The 22,439-nt window shown below is 59.3% G+C and carries 23 protein-coding genes; 15 read left to right on the top strand and 8 right to left on the bottom strand.

The window, feature by feature from the left end:
* Positions 1-14: 14 nt before the first annotated feature.
* Positions 15-1,400 (bottom strand): cysteine--tRNA ligase, encoded by a 1,386-nt coding sequence (gene cysS / locus HMPREF1024_RS19340; protein WP_004143010.1) that lies wholly within the window; start codon positions 1,398-1,400, stop codon positions 15-17.
* Positions 1,401-1,575: 175 nt separating this feature from the next.
* On the opposite strand from cysS, the gene ppiB reads away from it, so the two are divergent.
* From ppiB to mnmH, 6 genes are all read left to right on the top strand, one after another.
* Positions 1,576-2,070, top strand: a complete 495-nt coding sequence (ppiB, locus tag HMPREF1024_RS19345; protein WP_004151319.1) for a peptidylprolyl isomerase B — start codon at positions 1,576-1,578, stop codon at positions 2,068-2,070.
* Between the two features lie 3 nt (positions 2,071-2,073).
* A complete protein-coding gene (lpxH, locus tag HMPREF1024_RS19350; protein ID WP_004151320.1) occupies positions 2,074-2,796 on the top strand; it encodes a UDP-2,3-diacylglucosamine diphosphatase in 723 nt (240 codons plus the stop codon).
* Between the two features lie 107 nt (positions 2,797-2,903).
* The gene (locus HMPREF1024_RS19355) at positions 2,904-3,242 is read left to right on the top strand and encodes a hypothetical protein (protein ID WP_004183230.1); all 339 of its coding nucleotides are present in this window, start codon (positions 2,904-2,906) and stop codon (positions 3,240-3,242) included.
* A 96-nt stretch (positions 3,243-3,338) separates the two neighbouring features.
* Positions 3,339-3,848: a 5-(carboxyamino)imidazole ribonucleotide mutase gene (purE, locus tag HMPREF1024_RS19360; protein ID WP_004178780.1), complete on the top strand. Its 510-nt coding sequence runs from the start codon at positions 3,339-3,341 to the stop codon at positions 3,846-3,848.
* Entirely contained in the window at positions 3,845-4,912 is a 1,068-nt protein-coding gene (purK, locus tag HMPREF1024_RS19365; RefSeq protein ID WP_009307963.1) for a 5-(carboxyamino)imidazole ribonucleotide synthase, read from the top strand. Before purE ends, purK begins: the two co-directional genes overlap by 4 nt.
* 111 nt (positions 4,913-5,023) lie before the next feature.
* A complete protein-coding gene (gene mnmH, locus HMPREF1024_RS19370; protein ID WP_004151323.1) occupies positions 5,024-6,100 on the top strand; it encodes a tRNA 2-selenouridine(34) synthase MnmH in 1,077 nt (358 codons plus the stop codon).
* Between the two features lie 107 nt (positions 6,101-6,207).
* Here mnmH and HMPREF1024_RS19375 read toward each other — a convergent pair whose 3' ends face one another.
* Positions 6,208-7,353: a porin gene (locus HMPREF1024_RS19375; protein ID WP_004142997.1), complete on the bottom strand. Its 1,146-nt coding sequence runs from the start codon at positions 7,351-7,353 to the stop codon at positions 6,208-6,210.
* A gap of 91 nt (positions 7,354-7,444) precedes the next feature.
* Between HMPREF1024_RS19375 and HMPREF1024_RS31155 the strand changes: the two genes are divergently transcribed.
* The gene (locus HMPREF1024_RS31155; RefSeq protein WP_020316407.1) at positions 7,445-7,558 is read left to right on the top strand and encodes a hypothetical protein; all 114 of its coding nucleotides are present in this window, start codon (positions 7,445-7,447) and stop codon (positions 7,556-7,558) included.
* Here HMPREF1024_RS31155 and ybbP read toward each other — a convergent pair.
* Both ybbP and ybbA read right to left on the bottom strand, forming a co-directional pair.
* Positions 7,535-9,949 carry a putative ABC transporter permease subunit YbbP gene (gene ybbP, locus HMPREF1024_RS19380; RefSeq protein ID WP_009307962.1) on the bottom strand — a complete coding sequence of 805 codons (2,415 nt, stop codon included), beginning with the start codon at positions 9,947-9,949 and terminating at the stop codon, positions 7,535-7,537. The genes HMPREF1024_RS31155 and ybbP overlap by 24 nt on opposite strands.
* Positions 9,946-10,632: a putative ABC transporter ATP-binding protein YbbA gene (gene ybbA, locus HMPREF1024_RS0125900; RefSeq protein WP_004146399.1), complete on the bottom strand. Its 687-nt coding sequence runs from the start codon at positions 10,630-10,632 to the stop codon at positions 9,946-9,948. The genes ybbP and ybbA overlap by 4 nt, the downstream gene beginning before the upstream one ends.
* Between ybbA and tesA the strand changes: the two genes are divergently transcribed.
* Genes tesA through HMPREF1024_RS19390 form a run of 3 tightly spaced genes read left to right on the top strand, consistent with a single transcriptional unit; the run spans position 10,603 to position 12,938 of the window.
* Entirely contained in the window at positions 10,603-11,226 is a 624-nt protein-coding gene (gene tesA / locus HMPREF1024_RS0125895) for a multifunctional acyl-CoA thioesterase I/protease I/lysophospholipase L1 (RefSeq protein ID WP_032451336.1), read from the top strand. The two genes, ybbA and tesA, sit on opposite strands and share 30 nt — an antisense overlap.
* On the top strand, positions 11,216-12,025 hold the full coding sequence (locus HMPREF1024_RS19385; RefSeq protein ID WP_009484702.1) for an SDR family oxidoreductase: 810 nt from the start codon (positions 11,216-11,218) through the stop codon (positions 12,023-12,025). The genes tesA and HMPREF1024_RS19385 overlap by 11 nt, the downstream gene beginning before the upstream one ends.
* 58 nt (positions 12,026-12,083) lie before the next feature.
* The gene (locus HMPREF1024_RS19390) at positions 12,084-12,938 is read left to right on the top strand and encodes a co-chaperone YbbN (RefSeq protein ID WP_002892263.1); all 855 of its coding nucleotides are present in this window, start codon (positions 12,084-12,086) and stop codon (positions 12,936-12,938) included.
* A gap of 107 nt (positions 12,939-13,045) precedes the next feature.
* Here the strand turns inward: HMPREF1024_RS19390 and fetB are convergent, their stop codons facing one another.
* A complete protein-coding gene (gene fetB / locus HMPREF1024_RS19395) occupies positions 13,046-13,828 on the bottom strand; it encodes an iron export ABC transporter permease subunit FetB (protein ID WP_009307960.1) in 783 nt (260 codons plus the stop codon).
* The gene (fetA, locus tag HMPREF1024_RS19400) at positions 13,815-14,492 is read right to left on the bottom strand and encodes an iron ABC transporter ATP-binding protein FetA (RefSeq protein ID WP_004177224.1); all 678 of its coding nucleotides are present in this window, start codon (positions 14,490-14,492) and stop codon (positions 13,815-13,817) included. The genes fetB and fetA overlap by 14 nt, the downstream gene beginning before the upstream one ends.
* Before the next feature lie 140 nt (positions 14,493-14,632).
* Here fetA and HMPREF1024_RS19405 point away from each other — a divergent pair, with 140 nt between their 5' ends.
* A complete protein-coding gene (locus HMPREF1024_RS19405; RefSeq protein WP_002892258.1) occupies positions 14,633-15,550 on the top strand; it encodes an SPFH domain-containing protein in 918 nt (305 codons plus the stop codon).
* Positions 15,547-16,005, top strand: coding sequence for an NfeD family protein (locus HMPREF1024_RS19410; RefSeq protein ID WP_004142979.1), 459 nt, complete (start codon positions 15,547-15,549; stop codon positions 16,003-16,005). The genes HMPREF1024_RS19405 and HMPREF1024_RS19410 overlap by 4 nt, the downstream gene beginning before the upstream one ends.
* Here the strand turns inward: HMPREF1024_RS19410 and cueR are convergent.
* Complete coding sequence (gene cueR / locus HMPREF1024_RS19415; protein WP_002892208.1) at positions 16,002-16,412, bottom strand: Cu(I)-responsive transcriptional regulator; 411 nt, start codon at positions 16,410-16,412, stop codon at positions 16,002-16,004. The genes HMPREF1024_RS19410 and cueR overlap by 4 nt on opposite strands.
* Before the next feature lie 106 nt (positions 16,413-16,518).
* Here cueR and copA point away from each other — a divergent pair, with 106 nt between their 5' ends.
* The 3 genes from copA to ybaK all read left to right on the top strand — a co-directional run bounded on the left by copA (position 16,519) and on the right by ybaK (position 20,628).
* The gene (gene copA, locus HMPREF1024_RS19420) at positions 16,519-19,020 is read left to right on the top strand and encodes a copper-exporting P-type ATPase CopA (RefSeq protein WP_009307959.1); all 2,502 of its coding nucleotides are present in this window, start codon (positions 16,519-16,521) and stop codon (positions 19,018-19,020) included.
* A gap of 131 nt (positions 19,021-19,151) precedes the next feature.
* Complete coding sequence (locus HMPREF1024_RS19425) at positions 19,152-19,946, top strand: TraB/GumN family protein (protein ID WP_004178774.1); 795 nt, start codon at positions 19,152-19,154, stop codon at positions 19,944-19,946.
* Between the two features lie 202 nt (positions 19,947-20,148).
* Complete coding sequence (gene ybaK / locus HMPREF1024_RS19430) at positions 20,149-20,628, top strand: Cys-tRNA(Pro)/Cys-tRNA(Cys) deacylase YbaK (RefSeq protein WP_002892205.1); 480 nt, start codon at positions 20,149-20,151, stop codon at positions 20,626-20,628.
* Positions 20,629-20,733: 105 nt separating this feature from the next.
* Here ybaK and ushA read toward each other — a convergent pair whose 3' ends face one another.
* On the bottom strand, positions 20,734-22,386 hold the full coding sequence (gene ushA / locus HMPREF1024_RS19435) for a bifunctional UDP-sugar hydrolase/5'-nucleotidase UshA (protein WP_004191627.1): 1,653 nt from the start codon (positions 22,384-22,386) through the stop codon (positions 20,734-20,736).
* Positions 22,387-22,439: the final 53 nt, after the last annotated feature.

Raw genomic sequence — 22,439 nt, 5'->3', positions numbered from 1 at the left:
CGTTTTTTTATGGCTTACTTCCGGCGCCAGGTGGTGCCCTGCGGGCCATCTTCCAGCACAATGCCCATCTCGTTGAGACGGTCGCGCGCCGCATCCGCCGCCGCCCAGTCTTTCGCTTTGCGCGCGTCCAGACGCTGCTGGATGAGCGATTCGATCTCCGCCACTTCCGCGTCGTCAACCTGCGCGCCGCTCTGCAGGAACGCCTCCGGCTCCTGCTCCAGCAGACCCAGTACCGCAGCAAGCTTACGCAGGTGGGCCGCCATGGCGTTCGCCGCGGCCGCGTCCTCGGTTTTCAGACGGTTCACTTCACGCGCCATATCGAACAGCACCGAGTAGGCTTCCGGGGTGTTGAAGTCGTCGTCCATCGCCTCGATAAAGCGTGCTTCGAAGGCTTCGCCACCCGCCGCATCGACGGATTTGTCCGTCCCGCGCAGCGCGGTGTACAGACGCTCCAGCGCCGAACGCGCCTGCTTGAGGTTCTCTTCGCTGTAATTCAGCTGGCTGCGATAGTGGCCGGACATCAGGAAGTAGCGAATCGTCTCCGCATCGTAATACTTCAGCACGTCGCGGACGGTAAAGAAATTACCCAGCGATTTCGACATCTTCTCGCGGTCAACCATCACCATGCCGGAGTGCATCCAGTAGTTGACGTATTCGCCGTCGTGGGCGCAGGTGGACTGGGCGATTTCGTTTTCATGGTGCGGGAACATCAGATCCGAACCGCCGCCGTGAATATCGAAGTGGTTGCCAAGCTGCTTGCAGTTCATCGCCGAGCACTCGATATGCCAGCCCGGACGGCCCGCGCCCCACGGCGACGGCCAGCTCGGCTCGCCCTCTTTCGACATTTTCCACAGGACGAAGTCCATCGGGTTACGCTTGACGTCAACCACGTCGACGCGCGCCCCCGCCTGCAGTTGATCGAGATCCTGACGCGACAGCAGACCGTAGTTCGGGTCCGTCGGCACGTCGAACATCACGTCGCCGTTATCTGCCACGTAAGCATGGCCTTTGGCGATCAGCTGCTCGGTGATCTCAATGATCTCCGCAATATGGTGCGTTGCGCGCGGCTCGCTGTCGGGACGCAGAATATTCAGCGCGTCAAAATCTTTGTGCATTTCGGCAATCATGCGATCGACCAGCGCGACAAAGCTTTCGCCGTTTTCATTAGCGCGCTTAATGATTTTGTCGTCGATATCGGTGATATTGCGCACGTACTTCAGCTTATAGCCGAGAAAACGCAGATAGCGCGCCACGACGTCAAAGGAGACGAAGGTACGTCCATGGCCGATATGACAGAGATCGTAAACGGTAATACCACACACGTACATGCCGACTTCCCCGGCATGGATAGGTTTAAATTCCTCTTTCTGGCGCGTCAGTGTATTAAAAATTTTTAACATCGAAGATTCCGTGTAGACGTGTGTGGGTAATGAAGTCTCTATAATACCCATAATTCAGACCGGACGCAGCACACATTGCAAGGTGCATCGACCCCCGCGGTTATGCTATAACACCCCCCTATATCTCACCCGACACCGGGTGCTGGCACCACACTCATCGGAACAGGATGCAAAAATGGTTACTTTCCACACCAATCATGGCGATATCGTAATCAAAACGTTTGACGACAAAGCGCCGGAAACAGTTAAAAACTTCCTGGACTACTGCCGCGAAGGTTTCTACGACAACACCATTTTCCACCGTGTTATCAACGGCTTCATGATTCAGGGCGGCGGTTTTGAACCTGGCATGAAACAAAAAGCGACCAAATCTCCGATTCAGAACGAAGCGAACAACGGTCTGAAAAACACCCGCGGCACGCTGGCGATGGCCCGTACTCAGGCGCCGCACTCTGCCACCGCGCAGTTCTTCATCAACGTGGTTGACAACGACTTCCTGAACTTCTCCGGCGAAAGCCTGCAGGGTTGGGGCTACTGCGTCTTCGCGGAAGTGGTTGAAGGCATGGACGTGGTAGACAAAATCAAAGCGGTTGCCACCGGCCGCAGCGGCATGCACCAGGATGTGCCGAAAGATGATGTGATCATCAAAAGCGTCACCGTCAGCGAGTAATTCGTGGCGACACTTTTTATTGCAGATTTGCACCTGCAAACAGAAGAACCGGCGATCACCGCCGGTTTTCTGCGTTTTTTACAGGGCGAAGCCCGCCAGGCGGACGCTCTGTATATCCTTGGCGATCTGTTTGAGGCATGGATCGGCGATGACGATCCTAACCCGCTGCACCAACAAATTGCCTCGGCAATCAAAGCCGTCGTCGACGCCGGCGTGCCGTGCTACTTCATCCATGGCAACCGCGATTTTCTCGTCGGCCAGCGCTTTGCCCGCCAGAGCGGGATGATCCTGCTCGCCGAAGAAGAGCGACTGGACCTCTATGGCCGTGAAGTCTTGATCATGCATGGCGACACGCTGTGCACCGATGACCAAGGCTATCTGGCGTTTCGCGCCAAAGTCCACACCCCGTGGATCCAGCGTCTGTTCCTGGCCCTGCCGCTGTTTATCCGCCGTCGCATCGCCGCCCGCATGCGCGCCGACAGCAAAGCCGCCAACAGCAGTAAATCTATGGAAATTATGGATGTAAATCCACAGGCGGTAGTTGACGCGATGGAGCGGCATCACGTGCAGTGGCTGATCCACGGCCATACCCATCGCCCGGCGGTCCATGAACTGCAGGCCAACGGCCAACCCGCATGGCGCGTGGTACTTGGCGCCTGGCACAGCGAAGGTTCGATGGTCAAGGTGACGCCGGACGACGTCGAACTAATCCACTTTCCGTTCTAATTCCTGCGCGAGCACAATTCCGAAAGCGCCTTTTGCCCGGGCGAAGGTGCGCGCTTCCCCCCGCCCTGCATGCTAGTCTTCCACAACGTCACTCTCAAGGAACGAGCATGAGCAGGAAAAGGTGGAGTCAGCCGCTGATGTGGGGAATGATCATCGCGATCCTCAATCCGTTAGGGGTAAGTTATATCGCCTTAATCGGCGTCGTTATCGGCAACACGCTGACGTTTGTCTGGTGTGCGATGCTGGCGTGGGCTATCTATTTTTATGCCATTTATTTGCTCTGCACCCGACCTCACGATAGCCGGCTGGTACAAATCTATTTACTGCTTATGGGCACCCTGATGCTCCCGTGGGGGTTAGTGCTGCTTATCACCTGTATCATGAGGGAGATAAAGGTCAATCAGGCACCCACGCCAACACCTCCAGGCGAGACAAAAGACGGCTAACCATGCGCACGCAACCGTTTTCCTTGCTGGCAGTTCATGCTATTCTCTGTGGCCTCTAAAGCAGTGTGAAACACACCCACAGGAGTTTTAAGACGCATGTCTTCCCGCAATAATTCGGCGCGTATCGCCATCGTGATGGGGTCCAAAAGCGACTGGGCTACCATGCAATTTACCGCAGAAATCCTTGATGCCCTGAACGTTCCGTACCATGTCGAAGTGGTCTCCGCCCACCGCACGCCCGATAAGCTGTTCAGCTTTGCTGAAAGCGCCGAAAGCCACGGTTATCAGGTGATTATTGCAGGAGCAGGCGGCGCGGCGCATCTGCCGGGCATGATTGCGGCGAAAACCCTTGTGCCGGTGCTCGGCGTACCGGTTCAGAGCGCAGCCTTAAGCGGTGTCGACAGCCTCTACTCCATTGTGCAGATGCCGCGCGGCATTCCGGTCGGTACCCTGGCCATCGGCAAAGCTGGCGCTGCGAACGCCGGCCTGCTCGCCGCGCAGATCCTTGCCCAGCATGATACAGAACTGCACCAGCGCCTGAGCGCCTGGCGTCAGGCGCAAACCGATGAAGTGCTGGATAATCCGGATCCGCGGGGTGCGGCATGAAACAGGTATGCGTGCTCGGTAACGGCCAGTTAGGCCGTATGCTGCGCCAGGCCGGCGAGCCGCTGGGCATCGCCGTTTGGCCGGTCGGCCTGGAAGCCGACCCGGAAGCGGTGCCGTTCCAGCAGAGCGTCATCACGGCAGAAATTGAACGCTGGCCGGAAACCGCCCTCACCCGCGAGCTGGCCCGCCACCCGGCGTTCGTCAACCGCGATGTCTTCCCGATTATCGCCGACCGCCTGACGCAAAAGCAGCTGTTTGACAAGCTTGGCCTCGCCACCGCCCCGTGGCAGCTGCTGGCGGATAAAAGCGAGTGGCCGGCGGTGTTTGCTCGCCTTGGCGAACTGGCGATCGTTAAGCGTCGCGTTGGCGGTTACGACGGCCGCGGCCAGTGGCGTCTGCGGGAAAACGAGATCGATCAGCTACCGGCCGATAACTACGGCGAGTGCATCGTCGAGCAGGGGATTAACTTCTCCGGCGAGGTATCGCTGGTGGGCGCCCGCGCTCATGACGGTAGCACCGTCTTCTACCCGCTGACCCGTAACCTGCATCAGGACGGTATTCTGCGCGCCAGCGTCGCCTTCCCGCAGGCCAACGCTCGCCAGCAGGAACAGGCGGAAAGCATGCTGACGGCGATCATGAACGAGCTGAACTATGTCGGCGTGATGGCGATGGAGTGCTTCGTTACCGCCGAGGGGCTGCTGATTAACGAGCTGGCGCCGCGGGTGCACAACAGCGGCCACTGGACGCAGAACGGGGCGTCTATCAGCCAGTTCGAGCTGCATCTGCGGGCGATTACCGGCCTGCCGCTGCCGCCGCCGGTGGTCAACAGCCCGTCGGTGATGATCAACCTGATCGGCACCGATCTTAACTACGACTGGCTGAAGCTGCCGCTGGTGCACCTGCACTGGTATGACAAAGAGGTGCGCCCGGGTCGTAAAGTCGGCCACCTGAACCTCACCGACAGCGATACCGATCGCCTGAGCGCGACGCTGGAAGCGATCAAGCCGCTGCTGCCGCCGGAGTACACCAGCGGCCTGGTCTGGGCGCAATCGCAGCTCAGCTAAGCCCTTCGTGCCGGGGATTTGATCTATCCCCTTCCCCGGCACACCTTGAGGCGCGTACAATCCCCCCCTTGCTGTAAAGCTCATTTCTGTTTTGACTTCAGAGGATACCCCATGACCAATGGGACGGATTATCGCGCCATTCTCGCCAGCGATACGCCACTGATTGACGTACGCGCCCCGGTGGAGTTTAGCCAAAGCGCGATGCCGGCGGCGATCAACCTGCCGCTGATGAATGATGAAGAACGCGCCGCGGTCGGCACCTGCTACAAGCGTCAGGGGCCGGAAGCGGCGCTGGCGCTCGGCCATAAACTGGTCCAGGGTGACCTGCGCGCCAGCCGTACTCAGGCGTGGCTGGAAGCGTGCGCCCGTTACCCACACGGTTACCTGTGCTGCGCCCGCGGCGGCCAGCGCTCGCATATCGTCCAGCAGTGGCTGAAAGAAGCTGGCGTGGATTACCCCCTGATCGTCGGCGGCTATAAAGCGCTACGCCAGGCGGCGATCCAGGCCACCGACGAACTGGTGCAGCGCCCGATCGTGCTGATTGGCGGCTGCACCGGCAACGGCAAAACTCAACTGGTCTGCTCGCGCCCGGACGGTATCGACCTGGAAGGGCTTGCTCATCACCGCGGTTCTTCATTCGGTCGAACCCTGCAGGATCAGCATCCACAGGCCACCTTTGAAAACCACCTGGCGGTCAGCCTGCTTAAAAAAGCCGAACAGCAGACCCGCTGGGTGCTGGAAGATGAAGGCCATATGATCGGCGCCAATCATCTACCGGAGAGCCTGCGCCTCCGCATGGCGCAGTCGCCGCTGGCGGTGGTGGAAGATCCGTTTGACGTTCGCCTCGAACGGCTGCGCGAAGAGTATTTCGATCGCATGTATCGCGACTTTATCGCCGCGTATGGCGAAGAGAAAGGCTGGCAGGCATACGGCGAGTATCTGCATCACGGCCTGTTTGCCATCCGCCGTCGCCTGGGGCTGCAGCGTTTTGCTCAGCTCACTGAACGGCTCGATGAGGCGCTGGTGCAGCAGCAGCGCACCGCCAGCACCGAGGCGCACTTTGCCTGGCTGGTACCGCTGCTGGAAGAATACTACGACCCGATGTATCGCTATCAGTTGGGGAAAAAAGCCGGGAAAATTCTCTTTCGCGGCAGCTGGCAGGAGGTCGCAGCCTGGCTGGCGAAGTAATCGCATGCTCTATTGTCCCGGCTTGCGGCGTAAACGCCTTAGCCGGGCTACCGGTCGGCGCGATTTGTAGCCACGGTAAGCGCGCGCGACCGGGGAGTTGTGACCGCTTAGAAGTCGTAGCGCAGACGGACCAGGTTCATATCGCCAAGGTTGTCGGTGCTGGAGGTAAACACGTGTTCGTAGTCAACGCGGAAACCGTAATCCAGCTGGAAGCTAATCCCCAGACCGTTATCGATACGCTGATAGTTGCGGCCGTTCACATATTCCAGACGGTCGCCCATAAAGTACGGCTGAATAGATTTAACAGCGTATTGATTGATCGGGAATTTATAGCCCGCAAAATATTCAATCCCCCAGGCGTCACCGGCAAAGTAATTATGCACATCGGTTTTCTTGGTGGTGAGGAAGTTCTGATACCAGCCGCCGCCGAAGGAGAAGGTCCAGTTATCCGGGGTCCAGCTCAGCGCGGTACCGACGATATTCTGGTCATAGGTTTTGCTGTCGGCGCTTGACGGGTCGCGCATTTCCGCGCGGGTGTAGTTCCACGCGGTACCCCAGGTCAGATCCTTCATGATGTGGTAGTCCGCGCCAACAGAACCACCGCCTTTACGCTTGTAGCGCAGGCCGTTACCCGGCAGGTATTCGCTGTCTTCGAACAGATAAGATCCGTAAAGATCGACATCACCTACAGTTTTCTTATATTTCAGCATATTACGTGAACGATAGGAGCCATCGTAATCGCCATTAATACCGTTCCCCGGGGCCTGACCGATCATATCGTAGTCCCAGATATCGGTTTTCACCCCCACCACATCATAGTAAATGCTGTTCTGCTGCCCGTAGGTTAACGTACCCCAGGTATCGCTTTTCAGGCCGGTATACAGCATGCGGCGGGTGGTATTGTTCGCGCCTTCCGCGTAGTGGTTATCCCAGTCAAACAGCGCCGGAATGTTCACGCCCAGCTCATAGTAGCTGATCCAGCTAATATCATCGAACAGGTAGTAATCCGCCGCGAAGCGGAAGCGGGTGCCGCCGTCAAAACCGTTACGCTTATAGGAGCCTTTGTCGCCATCGCCGGTCATCATGTTGAACTGCGGCCGGATACTGCCGCCGACGGTAAAGTTAAGCCGGCTTAACGGATCGCCCGCCTGCGGATCTTGTTTCAGCAGCGTAATCTCCGCGTGGGAAGGCAATGACGTTAACGCTAATGCTGCGCCGATCGAGATCGCCAGCGCTTTTATTGTGTGTGCCATAGTTTTTCCTTGATTAATAAGCCACCTTATATTTTCCAGTTGAATATTAACCGCGAATCAGCATAGCGTGTTGTTGGGTTTTTAATGTTTTGTGCTCTTAAAAATCAATGATTTATCAATTTGTGCGTTTAAAATAAAAGCGCCGCCAAAAAAGGCGGCGCATCATCAAAATGCAATATTCTTACTGGCTAAACTGGCGGAATAGCGCTTTTCCTTTTAACAGACGCAGCCCCAGCCCGCCGCCGCACAGGGATAACAACACCGCTCCCGTCAGCGGCAGCAACACCCACAGGCGCCAGTCCGGCGCCCAGGGAAAATCAAAGACTTTCGTCTGCAGCATCGCCAGCGCCACTTCCGCGCCTATCGCCGCCACCAGGCCGGAAACCAGCCCCAGCAGGGCAAACTCCGCCCACAGCGTAGCGCGCAGCAGCGATTTTCCTGCCCCCAGCGTGCGCCAGACCACCAGCTCCTGATGGCGTTGACGCATACCGACCTGCACCTGCGCCAGCAACAGCAGCACGCCGCAGGCTGTCACCAGGCCCACCATCACCTCCAGCGCCCGGCTGACCTGGGAGAGCACCTGGCCGACCTGACGCAGGATGGCGCCGATATCCAGCAGACTGACGGTGGGAAACTCGCGGTTCAGCTGGGTCAACATCGCGGGACCGTTATCCCAGCGGAAGCTGGTGAGCCAGCTCTGCGGCTGCCCGTCCAGCGCCCCGGCGGGGAAAATAAAGAAGAAGTTTGGCCGCAGGCTCTCCCAGTCTACTTTGCGCACGCTGCTGACCTTCGCGCTGAACTCCTGGGTATCTCCGGTAAAGGTCACTGTATCGCCGATCTTTATCCCCAGCCGCTGCGCCAGCCCCTCCTCAATCGATACCTCGCCCGGCTTCGGCGGCCAGCTGCCGGCCACCAGCGGATTATGATCCGGACGCTGTTCGCTCCAGGTGAGATTAAGCTCGCGATTCAGCGCTTCGTCTTTGTTTCCGTTCGTGGATTGACCGTTGATCTGCGTCAGACGGGCCCGGACGATCGGATAGAATTCCGCCGCCCGCGTCTGGTGTTCGGCAAGGAAGGTCTTCACCGGCACTATCTGCTCAGGGGCGATATTGATCAGAAAGTAGTTCGGGCTCTGCGGGGGCAACTGCTGCTGCCAGCGGTCAAGCAGATCGCCGCGCAGCACCAACAGGAGCGCCAGCAGCATAAACGACAGGGAAAACGCCGCCAGCTGGCTGAGGGTCGACCACGGCTGGCGCAGCAGGCGGTTCACCGCCAGACGCAGCGGCAAGGCTTTGAGCGTCAGGCGTTTGAGCAGCCACAGCAATCCCCAGCCCACCAGGCCGCACAGCAGCGCCAGCACCACCGCCCCGGCCAGCACCGACCACAGCAGCGGGCTGCCGCCCAGCAGCCAGGCCAACAGGCCCACCACCACGACGCTAACCGCCGGGATCCAGATTTTCAACGGCCAGACGTTAGCCACCACATCCTGACGCAGCACTCGCAGCGGCAGGGTCGCCAGCAGCAGTCGATAGGGTCGCAGGCCCACCAGCAGGGAAATGACGCCTGTCGCCCCGATAGCCCACAGCCACGGCCAACCGCTGGCAGCGGGTAACGCGGCGGGCAGCACCGGTTTGAGAACCAGCAGCAGCAGACGCTCCAGCGCCAAGCCCGCCACCCCGCCGGTTATCACCGACAGCGTCAACAGCAGCAGCCATTGGCCGACGATAAGCTTGCGCAGCTGCGACCTTCCGGCGCCCAGCGTCTTGAGTATGGCGACCAGATCATAGCGGCTGCGGCAGTAGTGGCTCATCGCTACCGCCACTGCGGCGACGGCCAGCAGCAGCGTCAACAGCGCGGATAACAACAGGAATTGCTGCGAGCGTTCGAGGGATTTGCCCAGCGCGCTGTCGTCCTGGTCAAGGCCAATCCAGCGATGCTCCGGGCCGAGCTTCGGCAGCAGCCACTGCTCATAATTGGCCAGCTGTTCAGCGTCGCCGGCGAACTTATAGCGCCATGCGACGCGACTGCCGGGCTGCACGGCCCCGGTTTTTGCCACGTCGGCCATATTCATCATCAGTCGCGGCGCCATCTGGAAGGGGTTAAACCCTGCATCCGGCTCCTGAATCACCTCCCCGGCAATGCGCAGCGTGGCATCGCCAACGTCAATCGTATCGCCGGTTTTCAGGTTCAGGAGCGCCATCAGCCTTGGCGCCAGCAGCACGCTCCCCGCCTGCGGCTTCAGCCCCGGCGGCTGCGTCTCGAGGGTGCCATACAGCGGATAGCGGTCGTCCACCGCCTTAACGTCCGCCAGCTGCGGCGTATCACCGGCGAACGTCATGGTGGCAAAGCTCAGCTGCTCGCCGACGGTCAGCCCTGACTTCCGCGCCTGTGCGATCCACTCGGCGGGTACCTCGCGCGAACTACGCAGCGTACGGTCGCCGGCCATAAATTCACGGCTTTGCTGGCTAAGGCCTTTCTCCATCCGATCGCTTATCGACCCCAGGGCCAGCACGCAGGCCACGGCGAGGCTTAACGCCAGCCAGACGATCAGCAGCGACGGCGAGCGCCATTCGCGCCAGAACCAGCGGGCGATCATGCTTCCTCCCGCAGCTGGCCATCCACCAGGCGCAGACGGCGATCGCAGCGCGCCGCCAGCAGCGGATCGTGAGTGACGAGGATCAGGGTGGTGCCGTGTTCGCGATTAAGCGAGAACAGCAGATCGGCAATTTTGTCCCCGGTCTGGCGATCGAGGTTGCCGGTGGGCTCATCGGCGAACAGAATGGCCGGGCGCCCGTTAAAGGCCCGGGCCAGCGCCACCCGCTGCTGTTCGCCGCCGGAGAGCTGCGCCGGCAGGTGGTGCAGGCGTTTGCCAAGTCCCAGCTGCTCAAGCAGCGCGCGGGCATCGCCCCGGCTCTGGCTATCGCTGGCGCCGCGCAGCAACGCCGGCAGCTCGACGTTCTCCAGGGCGTTGAGCGTCGGGATCAGCATAAACGACTGAAAAACAAAACCAACGTGCTGCGCCCGCAGCGCCGCCCGCGCCTCTTCATCCATCCGGTGCAGCGGTTTGCCCAGCATCGATACTTCCCCGCTGCTGCCATCGTCGAGGCCGGCGAGGATCGCCAGCAGGGTCGATTTACCGGAACCCGACTCGCCGATCAGGGCGATGGTCTGCCGCGGTTTGACAACCAGCTCAACTCCGGTAAGGATGGAGAGCTGATGCTCCCCCTGACCGACGGACTTCTTAAGATGATGAACTTCAAGTATGTTTTCCGCTGGCATGTGCCTTTCCTGTTGTTGTTCCTGTTTACCTGCCGCGCGATGGCGGCGGACACGCTGCTGATCCTCGGCGACAGCCTGAGCGCTGGCTATCGGATGGCGGCCAACGCCGCCTGGCCGGCGCTGCTCAATGAGCAGTGGCAGGCGAAAACGCCGGTGGTGAACGCCAGCATCAGCGGCGATACCTCGCAGCAGGGGTTGGCTCGCCTGCCAGCGCTGCTTAAGCAGCACCAGCCGCGCTGGGTGCTGGTTGAGCTCGGCGGCAATGACGGACTGCGCGGTTTTCCGCCGCAGCAGACCGAGCATACGCTGCGCACCATTATTAAAGATATCAAAGCGGCCAACGCCGAGCCGCTGCTGATGCAAATTCACCTGCCGGCGAACTATGGCCGCCGCTATAATGAAGCCTTCGGCGCGATTTACCCGGCCCTGGCCAAAGAGTTCGCTATTCCTCTCCTGCCCTTTTTTATGGAGGAGGTCTATCTCAAGCCGCAATGGATGCAGGACGACGGCATTCACCCAAATCGCGACGCGCAGCCGTTTATCGCCGACTGGATGGCGAAGCGGCTGGCTCCCTTAGTTAATCATGACTCCTGAACGCCAGGGGTCGCTGACAGGTAAAGTTATGCAAAAAACGGTTTTAGTGACAGGCTGTTCCAGCGGAATTGGTCTGGAAAGCGCGTTGGATTTAACCCGCCAGGGCTTTCGCGTGCTGGCGGCCTGCCGCAAAGCAGAGGATGTCGCGCGGATGCAGGAGCTGGGGCTAACCGGTATTTTGCTCGATCTGGATGACCCGCAGAGCGTGGAGCGCGCGGCAGCGGAGGTGATTGCGCTGACCGATAATCGTCTCTACGGCCTGTTCAATAACGCCGGGTATGGCGTCTATGGCCCGCTGAACACCATCAGCCGCCAGCAGATGGAACAGCAATTTTCCGCTAACTTTTTCGGCGCGCATCAGCTCACCATGCTGCTGCTGCCGGCGATGACGCCGCACGGCGAAGGGCGCATCGTGATGACCTCCTCGGTGATGGGGCTTATCGCCAGTCCCGGCCGCGGAGCCTATGCCGCCAGTAAATATGCCCTCGAGGCATGGTCCGACGCGCTGCGCATGGAGCTGCGCCACAGCGGTATTCAGGTCAGCCTGATTGAACCGGGCCCGATCCGCACCCGCTTTACCGATAACGTCAACCAGACGCAAAGCGATAAGCCCGTAGAAAATCCGGGTATCGCCGCCCGCTTTACCCTCGGGCCGGAGGCGGTGGTGGAAAAAGTGCGCCATGCTTTTACCAGCGATAAACCAAAGCTGCGCTATCCGGTCACCCTGGTCACCCACGCGGTGGCGCTGCTTAAGCGCCTGCTGCCTGCCCGCGCGATGGACAAAATTATCCACGGCTGAGTTGAAGCGCGGAATGCCGCCCCCATGTAAAACAGAAATCGACTAACGAGAAATGCCCATGTCCGAACAGAATATTGTCAACATTAGCGAAGCGAACCTGCAGCAGACGCTACAGCAGTCCATGAACGTTCCGGTGCTGTTTTATTTCTGGTCTGCCCGCAGTCAGCACTGCGAACAGCTGACCCCGGTGCTCGAGCGCCTGGCAGCCCAATACAACGGCCAGTTCACGCTGGCGAAGGTCGATTGCGACGCCGAGCAGATGCTCGCCTCACAGTTTGGTCTGCGCGCCATCCCTACGGTTTATCTGTTCCAGAACGGCCAGCCGGTGGATGGTTTTGAAGGCCCGCAGCCGGAAGAAGCGATCCGCGCCCTGCTGGATAAAGTCCTGCCCCGAGAAGAGGAGCTGAAAGCTCAGCAGGCGCTGGCCCTGATGCAGGAAGAAAAATACGCCGATGCCCTGCCGCTGCTGAAGGAAGCCTGGCAGCTGTCGAATCAGGAAAGCCAGATTGGCCTGCTGCTGGCGGAAACGCTGATTGCTCTGCACCGTTCCGATGAAGCGGAAAGCGTGCTGAAAACCATTCCTCTGCAGGATCAGGATACCCACTATCAGGGTCTGGTGGCGCAGATTGAGCTGCTCAAACAGGCCGCCGACACCCCGGAAATCCAGCAGCTGCAGCAGCAGGTGGAACAGAATCCGGAGGATGCGCAGTTGGCCTCCCAGCTGGCGCTGCAGCTGCATCAGGTCGGGCGTAATGAAGAAGCGCTGGCCCTGCTGTTCAGCCATCTGCAGAAAGATTTAGGCGCCGGCGATGGCCAGGCGCGCAAGATGCTGCAGGAGATCCTCGCCGCCCTCGGTACCGGCGATGCGCTGGCCGCCAAATATCGTCGTCAGCTCTATTCGCTGCTGTACTAATCCGTTGCCTTCCCCGGATAGCGCTGCGCTTATCCGGGCTACGCGAACTATGCGGAACGTAGCCTAAGTAGCCCGGGTAAGGCGTGAACGCCGCAACCCGGGATCGTTCACGGGCGCTTTTTCAGCTGCGTCACCACCAGCTGATGGCGGGCGTTGAAGAACTTCCGGTAGGTCAGATAGCCGGCGATAATCGTCGACAGGCTGGCGGTCGACAGCAGCATAAAGGTCACCATGATCTGGTACTTAATCGCCTTCACAGGGTCAATACCGGCAAAAATCAGCCCCGACATCATCCCAGGCAAGCTCACCAGACCGACCGTTTTCGCCGAATCGACGGTGGGAATCAATGACGCGCGAATACTCTCGCGAATCAGCCGCGCTGAGGCCATCTTCGGCGTCGCGCCGAGGCTCAGTTTCTCCTGAATCTGCTGCTGCTCGCTGCTGAAGCGCTGGCCCATATTGTTGTAGCACAGCCCCACCGCCACCATGGCGTTCCCGGCCACCATCCCGGCAATCGGGATCACCTGCATCGGCACGAAGGCGATCGAGCCAGAAAACACCAGTACCGCCAGCGTTAGTCCAGCGCCAGTAGTGATGGCGATAAACGACGAGATAAAAGCTTTGTCGATATATTTACTGCGTTTCTTCGCATTCCACGCCGCGTTAAAGCAGATAAACAGCACCATCAACAGCGTCAGAACCGCATGATTGACGTTAAAGACATATTTCAGCACATAGCCGACGATTATCAGCTGCACGATCGCCCGGCAAATACTCCAGATAATATCTTTTTCCAGCGCCAGCTTTTCCCGATAGCTGACCAGAATAGCGATCAGCACCAGCACCATCGACAGCGCCAGCGATTCGTTCGTAATGTTATGCCCGTTCATGCTGTACCTCCTGCATATTTCCGCCGGCAGGTTGCAGCGTAATCACTTCATCGGCATGCGAAATTTCATTGCGATCGTGGGTGACCCACAGAACAGCGACCTGTTTTTCCGTTGCGTAGCCATGAATAATTTCATTCACATTCTGTTTATTACTTTCATCCAGCGCGCTGGTAATTTCGTCCAGCAGCAGCACGCGCGGCAGAAATTGTAGATTGCGGATCAGCGATACGCGCTGCTTTTCCCCGCCGGACAGTTCGTTAATGGATTTTTCCAGCATATTTTCGTCAAGGCCAAAGCGCTGCAGGTCGGCCAGCAGCGCCTGCGGATCCGGTTGTTTATTGCGGATCTGCCACGGAAAAATCAGATTATCGTAAACCGAATCACCGAACAGGGCCGGCGTCTGCGCGCAGTAAGAGACCTGTTGGCGATACCTTTCCGGCGACAGCGTCGCGACATCCGCATCGTCGAAGAACAGGCGCCCGGAGGTTGGGCTGAGCAGCGAGGCGATAATCTTCAGCAAGGTACTTTTCCCGCAGCCGGAAGGGCCGGTAATCAACTTGAATTCTCCGGCGCGAAGCTGAAAATTGATATTGTGTAAAATAACGGCGTCGTCGGTCTTAAACCCCACACCGTCGAGACGCAAAAGCGCGTTATTTTCCTTCATGAGTCTTCCTGATTATTTTCTGAAACAGCGCTAGTTTACCGCACTTTCCTTTCTCCAGGATGAGGAGAAAGATATACTCAGTTTAAACATGCGCTATTTCCTTGTAGCGCCCCGCCAGGCAACAAGACAGGAGGTTTTTGATGCTAATTTTTATTCCTATCCTTATTTTCGTCGCGCTGGTTATTGTGGCCGCGGCGGTGAAAATTGTCCCGCAGGGCTACCAGTGGACGGTGGAGCGCTTCGGGCGTTTTACCCAGACGCTGCAGCCGGGATTAAGCTTAGTCGTGCCGTTTATGGACCGTATCGGCCGCAAAGTGAACATGATGGAGCAGGTGCTCGATATCCCCTCGCAGGAGGTTATCTCCCGGGATAACGCCAACGTCACCATCGACGCGGTCTGCTTTATTCAGGTGATCGACGCGCCAAAGGCCGCCTACGAGGTCAGCAATCTTGAGCAGGCGATCGTCAACCTGACGATGACCAACATCCGTACCGTGCTCGGCTCAATGGAGCTGGACGAAATGCTCTCCCAGCGCGACAGCATTAACACCCGCCTGCTGCATATCGTTGACGACGCCACCAACCCGTGGGGGGTGAAAATCACCCGCGTCGAAATTCGCGACGTTCGCCCGCCGGCGGAGCTTATCGCCTCGATGAACGCCCAGATGAAAGCCGAACGTACCAAACGCGCGTACATCCTTGAGGCCGAAGGGGTGCGACAGGCGGAAATTCTGAAAGCGGAAGGGGAAAAGCAGTCGCAGATCCTCAAGGCCGAGGGCGAACGGCAGTCCGCGTTCCTGCAGGCGGAGGCACGCGAACGGTCCGCCGAAGCGGAAGCCCGCGCCACCCAAATGGTCTCCTCGGCGATCGCCTCGGGCGATATTCAGGCGATCAACTACTTCGTGGCGCAGAAATACACCGATGCGCTGCAGCAGATTGGCGCCGCTAACAACAGCAAAGTGGTATTGATGCCGCTGGATGCCAGCAGCCTGATGGGATCGATCGCCGGGATCAGCGAGCTGATCAAAGAAGGCGCTGGCGATCGGAAAAAATCATGATCGGCATGATCCTCGCACACCCCCATCTGTTCTGGCTAAGCCTCGGCGGGCTGCTGCTGGCGGCCGAGATGCTGGGCGGCAGCGGATACCTGCTGTGGAGCGGCGTCGCCGGCGTGGTGACCGGCGCCCTGACCTGGCTCCTGCCGCTGAGCTGGGAATGGCAAGGCACGCTGTTTGCCGTTCTCACCCTGCTGGCGGCGTGGCTGTGGTCGAAATGGCTGCGCAAGCGCGTCAAAACGCAGCGCCCGGCCGATGCCCAGCTCAACCAGCGCGGGCAGCAACTGGTGGGCCGCCGCCTGACGCTGGATGCCCCGCTGGTGAACGGCCGCGGCCACGTCCGCGTGGGCGACAGCTCCTGGCCGGTGATTGCCGATGAAGACTTCGCGGCGGGCAGCAAGGTTGAAGTGATTGCCGTAGAAGGGATTACGCTACGAATCAGACCCGCCGTCCGTTAAGCCTGCGCCTTGCGATGGCAGCAGCCGGAAAGATTATCGATAATCGGGCACTCCGCGCTGTCGTCGCCGGGGCAGGATTCGGCCAGCGCCAGCAGGTGCGCGCGCATATTTTGCAGCTCGCGGATATGGTTCTCGATATCCGCCACTTTCTCCAGCGTGCGTTTTTTCACATCGGCGCTGTGCCGCGACGGGTCGTTGAACAGGGCCACCAGTTCGCGGCACTCTTCCAGGTTAAACCCCACCTGCCGCGCCTGGCGCAGCAGCGTCAGCTCATCGAGATGCTGCTGACTATAGGTGCGGTAGCCGTTTTCGCTCCGCAACGGCGGCGTCACCAGCCCCTTCTCTTCATAAAAACGAATCGCTTTGCTGGTTAAGCCGGTTTTTTTCGCCACATCGCTGATATTCATTTTTTCTCCTTGACCTTCCCCTTGCTGGAAGGTTTAACCTTCTTAATACTCGATGAAAGAGTGGTTCTGGTCAATCGTTGACCGGAAAATTATTCAGGAGTTATTTATGTCTAACACTATCGACCTGACGCTGGATGGCCTCTCCTGCGGCCACTGCGTCAAACGCGTGAAAGAGAGTCTGGAGCAGCGTCCTGACGTTGAGCAAGCGGAAGTCACCCTCACTGAAGCCCATGTGACGGGCAGCGCCAGCGCGCAAGCGCTGATTGATACCGTTAAACAAGCCGGATACGGCGCGGAGCTCAGCCACCCAAAGGCTAAACCGCTGGCAGAATCATCAATCCCGTCGGAAGCACTGACAGCGGCCACTCCTGAGCTTCCGGCAGCCCATGACGAAGATGACAGTCAACAGCTGCTGATCAACGGCATGAGCTGCGCCAGCTGCGTCTCCCGGGTACAAAACGCGCTTGCCGCGGTGCCGGGCGTCTCACAGGCGCGGGTTAACCTGGCGGAACGCACGGCGCTGGTGATGGGCAGTGCGTCCGCCGCAGAATTAGTGCAGGCGGTGGAGAAAGCCGGCTATGGCGCGGAGGCGATCGAAGACGATCTGCAACGCCGCGAACGCCAACAGGAAACCGCCCTCGCGACGATGAAACGTTTTCGCTGGCAGGCGATTGTCGCCCTGCTGGTCGGCGTGCCGGTGATGGTCTGGGGCATGATCGGCGATAACATGATGGTCAACGACGACAACCGTTCGCTGTGGCTGGTTATCGGCCTTGTCACCCTCGCCGTCATGGTCTTCGCCGGCGACCACTTCTACCGCAGCGCGTGGAAAAGCCTGAAAAACGGCACCGCCACCATGGATACGCTGGTGGCGCTCGGCACCGGCGTCGCCTGGCTGTACTCGATGAGCGTCAACCTGTGGCCGCAGTGGTTCCCGATGGAAGCCCGCCATCTCTATTACGAAGCCAGCGCGATGATTATCGGCCTGATTAACCTCGGCCATATGCTGGAGGCCCGCGCGCGTCAGCGCTCCTCGAAAGCGCTGGAAAAACTGCTCGACCTGACGCCGCCTTCGGCGCGGGTCGTCACGCCCGAGGGCGAGAAAGATCTGCCGCTCGCGGAAGTTCAGGCCGGCATGACGCTGCGCCTGACTACCGGCGACCGCGTCCCGGTCGACGGCATGATAAGCCAGGGCGAAGCCTGGTTTGATGAAGCGATGCTCACCGGCGAACCGGTGCCGCAGCAAAAAGGCGATGGCGACGCCATTCACGCCGGGACCGTGGTGCAGGATGGCAGCGTGCTGTTTACCGCCAGCGCCGTCGGCAGCCAGACCACGCTGGCAAGAATTATCCGCATGGTGCGCCAGGCGCAGAGCAGCAAACCGGAGATCGGCCAGCTGGCGGATAAAATCTCCGCCGTATTTGTTCCGGCGGTGGTCGTCATTGCGCTGATCAGCGCTGCGATCTGGTACTTCTTCGGCCCGGCGCCGCAGATCGTCTATACCCTGGTCATTGCCACCACAGTACTGATTATCGCCTGTCCGTGCGCCTTAGGCCTGGCGACGCCGATGTCGATTATCTCCGGCGTTGGCCGGGCGGCGGAGTACGGCGTGCTGGTGCGCGATGCCGATGCGCTGCAGCGCGCCAGTGAACTCGACACCCTGGTTTTCGATAAAACCGGCACCCTGACCGAAGGCAAGCCGCAGGTGGTGGCGGTGAAAACTTTCGCTGGCGTTGATGAGCATACCGCGCTGCGTCTTGCCGCCGCGCTGGAGCAGGGCTCAAGCCATCCGCTGGCGCGAGCGATCCTTGATAAAGCTGCCGACGGCCCATTGCCGGAAGTCAGCGGCTTCCGCACCCTGCGCGGCCTTGGCGTCAGCGGCGAGGCGGAAGGTCATCGTCTGCTGCTCGGTAACCAGGCGCTGCTCAACGAGCAGCATATCAATACCGCCGAGGTGGAAAGCGAGATGACAGCCCAGGCCTCACGCGGCGCCACACCGGTGCTGCTGGCGGTGGATGGTCAGGCCGCCGCGCTGTTCGCCATCCGCGACCCGCTGCGCGAAGACAGCGTCGACGCCCTGGCGCGTTTGCATCGGCAGGGCTACCGGCTGGTGATGCTTACCGGGGATAACCCCACCACCGCGAAGGCTATCGCCAAAGAAGCCGGCATTGATGAAGTGATCGCCGGCGTGCTACCGGACGGTAAAGCCGATGCCATTAAGCGTCTGCAGAGCCAGGGGCACAAAGTGGCGATGGTTGGCGATGGGATTAACGACGCCCCGGCGCTGGCCCAGGCGGATGTCGGGATCGCCATGGGCGGCGGCAGCGATGTCGCTATTGAAACCGCGGCGATCACCCTGATGCGCCATAGTCTTCACGGCGTGGCCGATGCGCTGGCGATTTCGAAAGCAACGTTACGCAATATGAAGCAGAACCTGCTGGGCGCGTTTGTCTACAACTCGCTGGGTATCCCGATTGCCGCCGGGATCCTCTGGCCGCTGACCGGCACCCTGCTCAACCCGGTGGTCGCCGGCGCGGCGATGGCGCTGTCGTCGATCACCGTGGTGAGTAACGCCAACCGCTTGCTGCGCTTTAAACCAAAAGAGTAAACGCTGTCAGATGAAACGGGCGCCGACGTTGTTCGGCGCCCGTTTTTTTGCCGGGACAAGAAAAGCCCGCCGGAAGGGTGACGTGTATCACCATATGCGCTAGCATGAAGTCCTCACACTTCGGAGCGCGTATGGGCCTGTTAAACCGGATAAAAATGCTGTGGCGAGCCGCCGTCGGCTCGTCTTATTCCTGGCCTGCGATGGATATCGTCCTGCCCGGCGAACGCTATTTGCACCTCGTCGGCAGTATCCATATGGGCACCCGCGACATGGCGCCGCCGCCGGCGAAGCTTCTGAAAAAAATACGCCAGGCCGATGCGTTAATCGTCGAGGCCGATATCAGCGGCAATGAAACACCGTTTAGCGATCTCCCCACTTACCCACCGCTGGCGGAACGCCTGAGCGATGCGCAGCTGAGCGAGCTAGAGGCGCGAACCGGCGAGCTGGGCCTGTCGGTCGGGCTGTTCGACAGCCAGCCGCTGTGGCAGGTGGCGATGGTCCTGCAGGCCACCCAGGCGCAGAAGCTGGGGCTGCGACCAGATTACGGCATCGATTATCAGTTGCTGATGGCCGCCCGCGAGAGCAACATAGCGGTGATGGAGCTGGAAGGCGCCGACAGCCAAATCGCACTGCTGCGCGATCTGCCCGACGGGGGGATGGCGCTGCTGGAGGATACACTGACCCACTGGCGCACCAACGCCCGTTTACTGCAGGTCATGATCGGCTGGTGGCTGGAGCAACCGCCGTCGCGCGGCGCGGTATCGCTGCCGACGACCTTTAGCCAGTCTTTATATGATGTGCTGATGCACCAGCGCAACCTCGCCTGGCGCGAGACGCTGCTGGCCTTGCCGCCGGGGCGCTACGTGGTTGCCGTCGGCGCGCTGCACCTGTATGGCGAAGGGAATCTGCCGGATATGCTGACATAAAAAAAATGGCCAATATTGCTATTGGCCCGTCAAAGAGGAATTTCATCATTATTATTATCCCGGGATTTGCATCCCGGATCGTCTGATTGTCGCTCAAAGTGACCATCACTGCCAACACTATTGCGCAAGATGGTACTATTTTTTAGACAACCTGCGGGCGTATTCTGACGTCACGCAAAACCGGTTGGTAAGAAGGATAGCTATGACTCCCGCCGTTAAATTACTCGAAAAAAACAAAATTTCCTTTCAGATCCACAGTTACGATCACGATCCTAATGAGACCAACTTCGGAGATGAAGTGGTGCGCAAGCTCGGCCTCAATGCCGACCAGGTTTACAAGACCTTGCTGGTCGCCGTGAACGGCGATATGAAGCATCTGGCGGTGGCCGTCACTCCGGTCGCCGGGCAGCTGGATTTGAAGAAAGTGGCGAAAGCGCTGGGCGCTAAGAAAGTCGACATGGCCGACCCGATGGTGGCGCAGCGTATCACCGGCTATCTGGTGGGCGGCATCAGTCCGCTGGGGCAGAAGAAGCGCCTGCCGACGGTGATTGACGCCCCGGCGCAGGAATTTGCCACCATCTATATTTCCGGCGGCAAACGCGGGCTGGATATTGAGCTGGCGGCCAGCGATCTGGCGCAGCTTCTCGATGCGAAGTTCGCCGATATCGCCCGCCGCGATTGATAAAACGATCCCGGATAGCGGCGCACGCGCCTTATCCGGGATACCCAACTTGTAGCCCCGGTAAGCGTAGCGCCACCGGGGAAATAGCCAACCTGAAGCCCAGGCTTACTGCCAGCTCACCTCGCCTTTCGGCTCATAGGCGGCGGCATCCAGCGGCGAGTTCTTCTCGATATACTCTTTCAGCACTTCGGCATCGATAAAGCCGGTATTCACATACCCGGGTTTATCGGCGATGTTCGGATAGCCATCGCCGCCGGTGGCGTTAAAGCTCAGCGTCGCCATCCGATAGGTCTTCGCCGGATCCACCGGTTCGCCTTTGATTTTCAGATCGTTCAGCTTACCGTCTTTGGCCACGAAACTGACGTTGGCAAACTGCGGATAAGCGCCGGAATCCGGCTTCATCTGCGCGACGGCGGTCAGGTAATCCACTACCTCCTTGCCGCTCATATCGACATAGGTCAGCACATTGCCGAACGGCTGGACCTTCATCACATCTTTGTAGGTGATATCCCCCGCCTCAATGGAGTCGCGGATCCCGCCGCCGCTCATCACCGCGAAATCCGCGTTGCTGCGCGCCATTTGCGCCGCCAGCAGCAGGTGGCCCATATTGGTCTGCACAAAGCGCACTTTACTGCGGTCGCCCTCCAGATGACCATTCACGCTGCCGATTTTGACCTGCAGCTGTGCCTTGCCTTTGTTCTGGAACGGCGTCAGCAGCGACATCATCTGCGGGTTCTCGGCGATCTGCGGCGTATACAGCACCCGCTCGCTTTGGCCGTTATCGTAAGTCACTTTTTTCTTCAGGTTGACCGGGATCAGCTGATAGTGCACCAGCTTCATCTCGCCGTTGCGGAACTCAAAATCGGCGCGGCCGACGTATTTGCCCCACTCATGCGCCTGGACGATCCAGATGCCGTTCTGACGATCCGGAGCGCACGGGGTGCCTGGCACATAATCGACCTGCTTTTTATTTTCCGCCGCCATGCATACCGGATCCTGCGAGTGACCGCCGACGATCATCGCCAGCGATCCCGCAGGTAAACTCCGCGCCATTTCAACATCGCCCGGCGCATTAGAGCCGTGGTTGCCATTGTCGTAATGGCCCATATGGGTGGTGGCCAGGATCACGTCCGGCTTTTCATTCTGCTGCAGCTCCTGGATAACCAGCTTCGCCTCTTCCGCCGGTTTGCGGAATTCAATATCGGTGAAATATTCCGGATTGCCAATCTTGGCCGTATCGTCGGTGGTTAAGCCAATCACCGCGATTTTCAGCCCACCGCGCTTAAACAGCGCCCAGGGTTTGAACAGCCGTTCGCCGGTGCTTTTCTGATAAATATTGGCCGACAGGAACGGGAACTTAGCCCACTTTTCCTGCTGGCGCAGCACGCTCAGCGGATTATCAAATTCATGGTTCCCCACCGCCATCGCGTCGTAGCCGATCAGGTTCATGCCGCGAAAATCGGGCTCTGCATCCTGTAAATCAGACTCCGGTACGCCGGTATTAATATCGCCGCCGGATAACAGCAGGACGCTTCCCCCTTCCGCCGCCACCTCTTTCCGGATGCCATCGACCAGCGTTTTCTGCGCCGCCAGGCCATATTCGCCGTAGTCATTGCGCCAGAAATGGCCGTGGTGATCGTTGGTGTGCAGGATGGTAATTTTATAGGTTTTATCCTGCTCATAGGCCTGTGCCGACAGGCTGCCCAGCGATAAAGCGGCGAATAGCGCCAGCGCTACGCTGTGTTTGAAATAATGCATGCTTCACTCCCTGACTTAATCCCAAGTGCCGAAAGTATAGCGAGTGAGTCGCG

Origin of the sequence: Klebsiella sp. 4_1_44FAA (assembly GCF_000238715.1) — a bacterium.
Lineage (GTDB): Bacteria > Pseudomonadota > Gammaproteobacteria > Enterobacterales > Enterobacteriaceae > Klebsiella > Klebsiella pneumoniae.
This window is presented reverse-complemented; position numbering and strand designations above follow the sequence as displayed.

Bases quoted from the DNA above. Each gene is read 5' to 3' on its own strand.
- cysS (WP_004143010.1), bottom strand. From the start codon at position 1,400: ATGTTAAAAATTTTTAATACACTGACGCGCCAGAAAGAGGAATTTAAA.
- ppiB (WP_004151319.1), top strand. From the start codon at position 1,576: ATGGTTACTTTCCACACCAATCATGGCGATATCGTAATCAAAACGTTT.
- HMPREF1024_RS19355 (WP_004183230.1), top strand. From the start codon at position 2,904: ATGAGCAGGAAAAGGTGGAGTCAGCCGCTGATGTGGGGAATGATCATC.
- purE (WP_004178780.1), top strand. From the start codon at position 3,339: ATGTCTTCCCGCAATAATTCGGCGCGTATCGCCATCGTGATGGGGTCC.
- purK (WP_009307963.1), top strand. From the start codon at position 3,845: ATGAAACAGGTATGCGTGCTCGGTAACGGCCAGTTAGGCCGTATGCTG.
- mnmH (WP_004151323.1), top strand. From the start codon at position 5,024: ATGACCAATGGGACGGATTATCGCGCCATTCTCGCCAGCGATACGCCA.
- HMPREF1024_RS19375 (WP_004142997.1), bottom strand. From the start codon at position 7,353: ATGGCACACACAATAAAAGCGCTGGCGATCTCGATCGGCGCAGCATTA.
- ybbP (WP_009307962.1), bottom strand. From the start codon at position 9,949: ATGATCGCCCGCTGGTTCTGGCGCGAATGGCGCTCGCCGTCGCTGCTG.
- tesA (WP_032451336.1), top strand. From the start codon at position 10,603: ATGAACTTCAAGTATGTTTTCCGCTGGCATGTGCCTTTCCTGTTGTTG.
- ybbA (WP_004146399.1), bottom strand. From the start codon at position 10,632: ATGCCAGCGGAAAACATACTTGAAGTTCATCATCTTAAGAAGTCCGTC.
- HMPREF1024_RS19385 (WP_009484702.1), top strand. From the start codon at position 11,216: ATGACTCCTGAACGCCAGGGGTCGCTGACAGGTAAAGTTATGCAAAAA.
- HMPREF1024_RS19390 (WP_002892263.1), top strand. From the start codon at position 12,084: ATGTCCGAACAGAATATTGTCAACATTAGCGAAGCGAACCTGCAGCAG.
- fetB (WP_009307960.1), bottom strand. From the start codon at position 13,828: ATGAACGGGCATAACATTACGAACGAATCGCTGGCGCTGTCGATGGTG.
- fetA (WP_004177224.1), bottom strand. From the start codon at position 14,492: ATGAAGGAAAATAACGCGCTTTTGCGTCTCGACGGTGTGGGGTTTAAG.
- HMPREF1024_RS19405 (WP_002892258.1), top strand. From the start codon at position 14,633: ATGCTAATTTTTATTCCTATCCTTATTTTCGTCGCGCTGGTTATTGTG.
- HMPREF1024_RS19410 (WP_004142979.1), top strand. From the start codon at position 15,547: ATGATCGGCATGATCCTCGCACACCCCCATCTGTTCTGGCTAAGCCTC.
- cueR (WP_002892208.1), bottom strand. From the start codon at position 16,412: ATGAATATCAGCGATGTGGCGAAAAAAACCGGCTTAACCAGCAAAGCG.
- copA (WP_009307959.1), top strand. From the start codon at position 16,519: ATGTCTAACACTATCGACCTGACGCTGGATGGCCTCTCCTGCGGCCAC.
- HMPREF1024_RS19425 (WP_004178774.1), top strand. From the start codon at position 19,152: ATGGGCCTGTTAAACCGGATAAAAATGCTGTGGCGAGCCGCCGTCGGC.
- ybaK (WP_002892205.1), top strand. From the start codon at position 20,149: ATGACTCCCGCCGTTAAATTACTCGAAAAAAACAAAATTTCCTTTCAG.
- ushA (WP_004191627.1), bottom strand. From the start codon at position 22,386: ATGCATTATTTCAAACACAGCGTAGCGCTGGCGCTATTCGCCGCTTTA.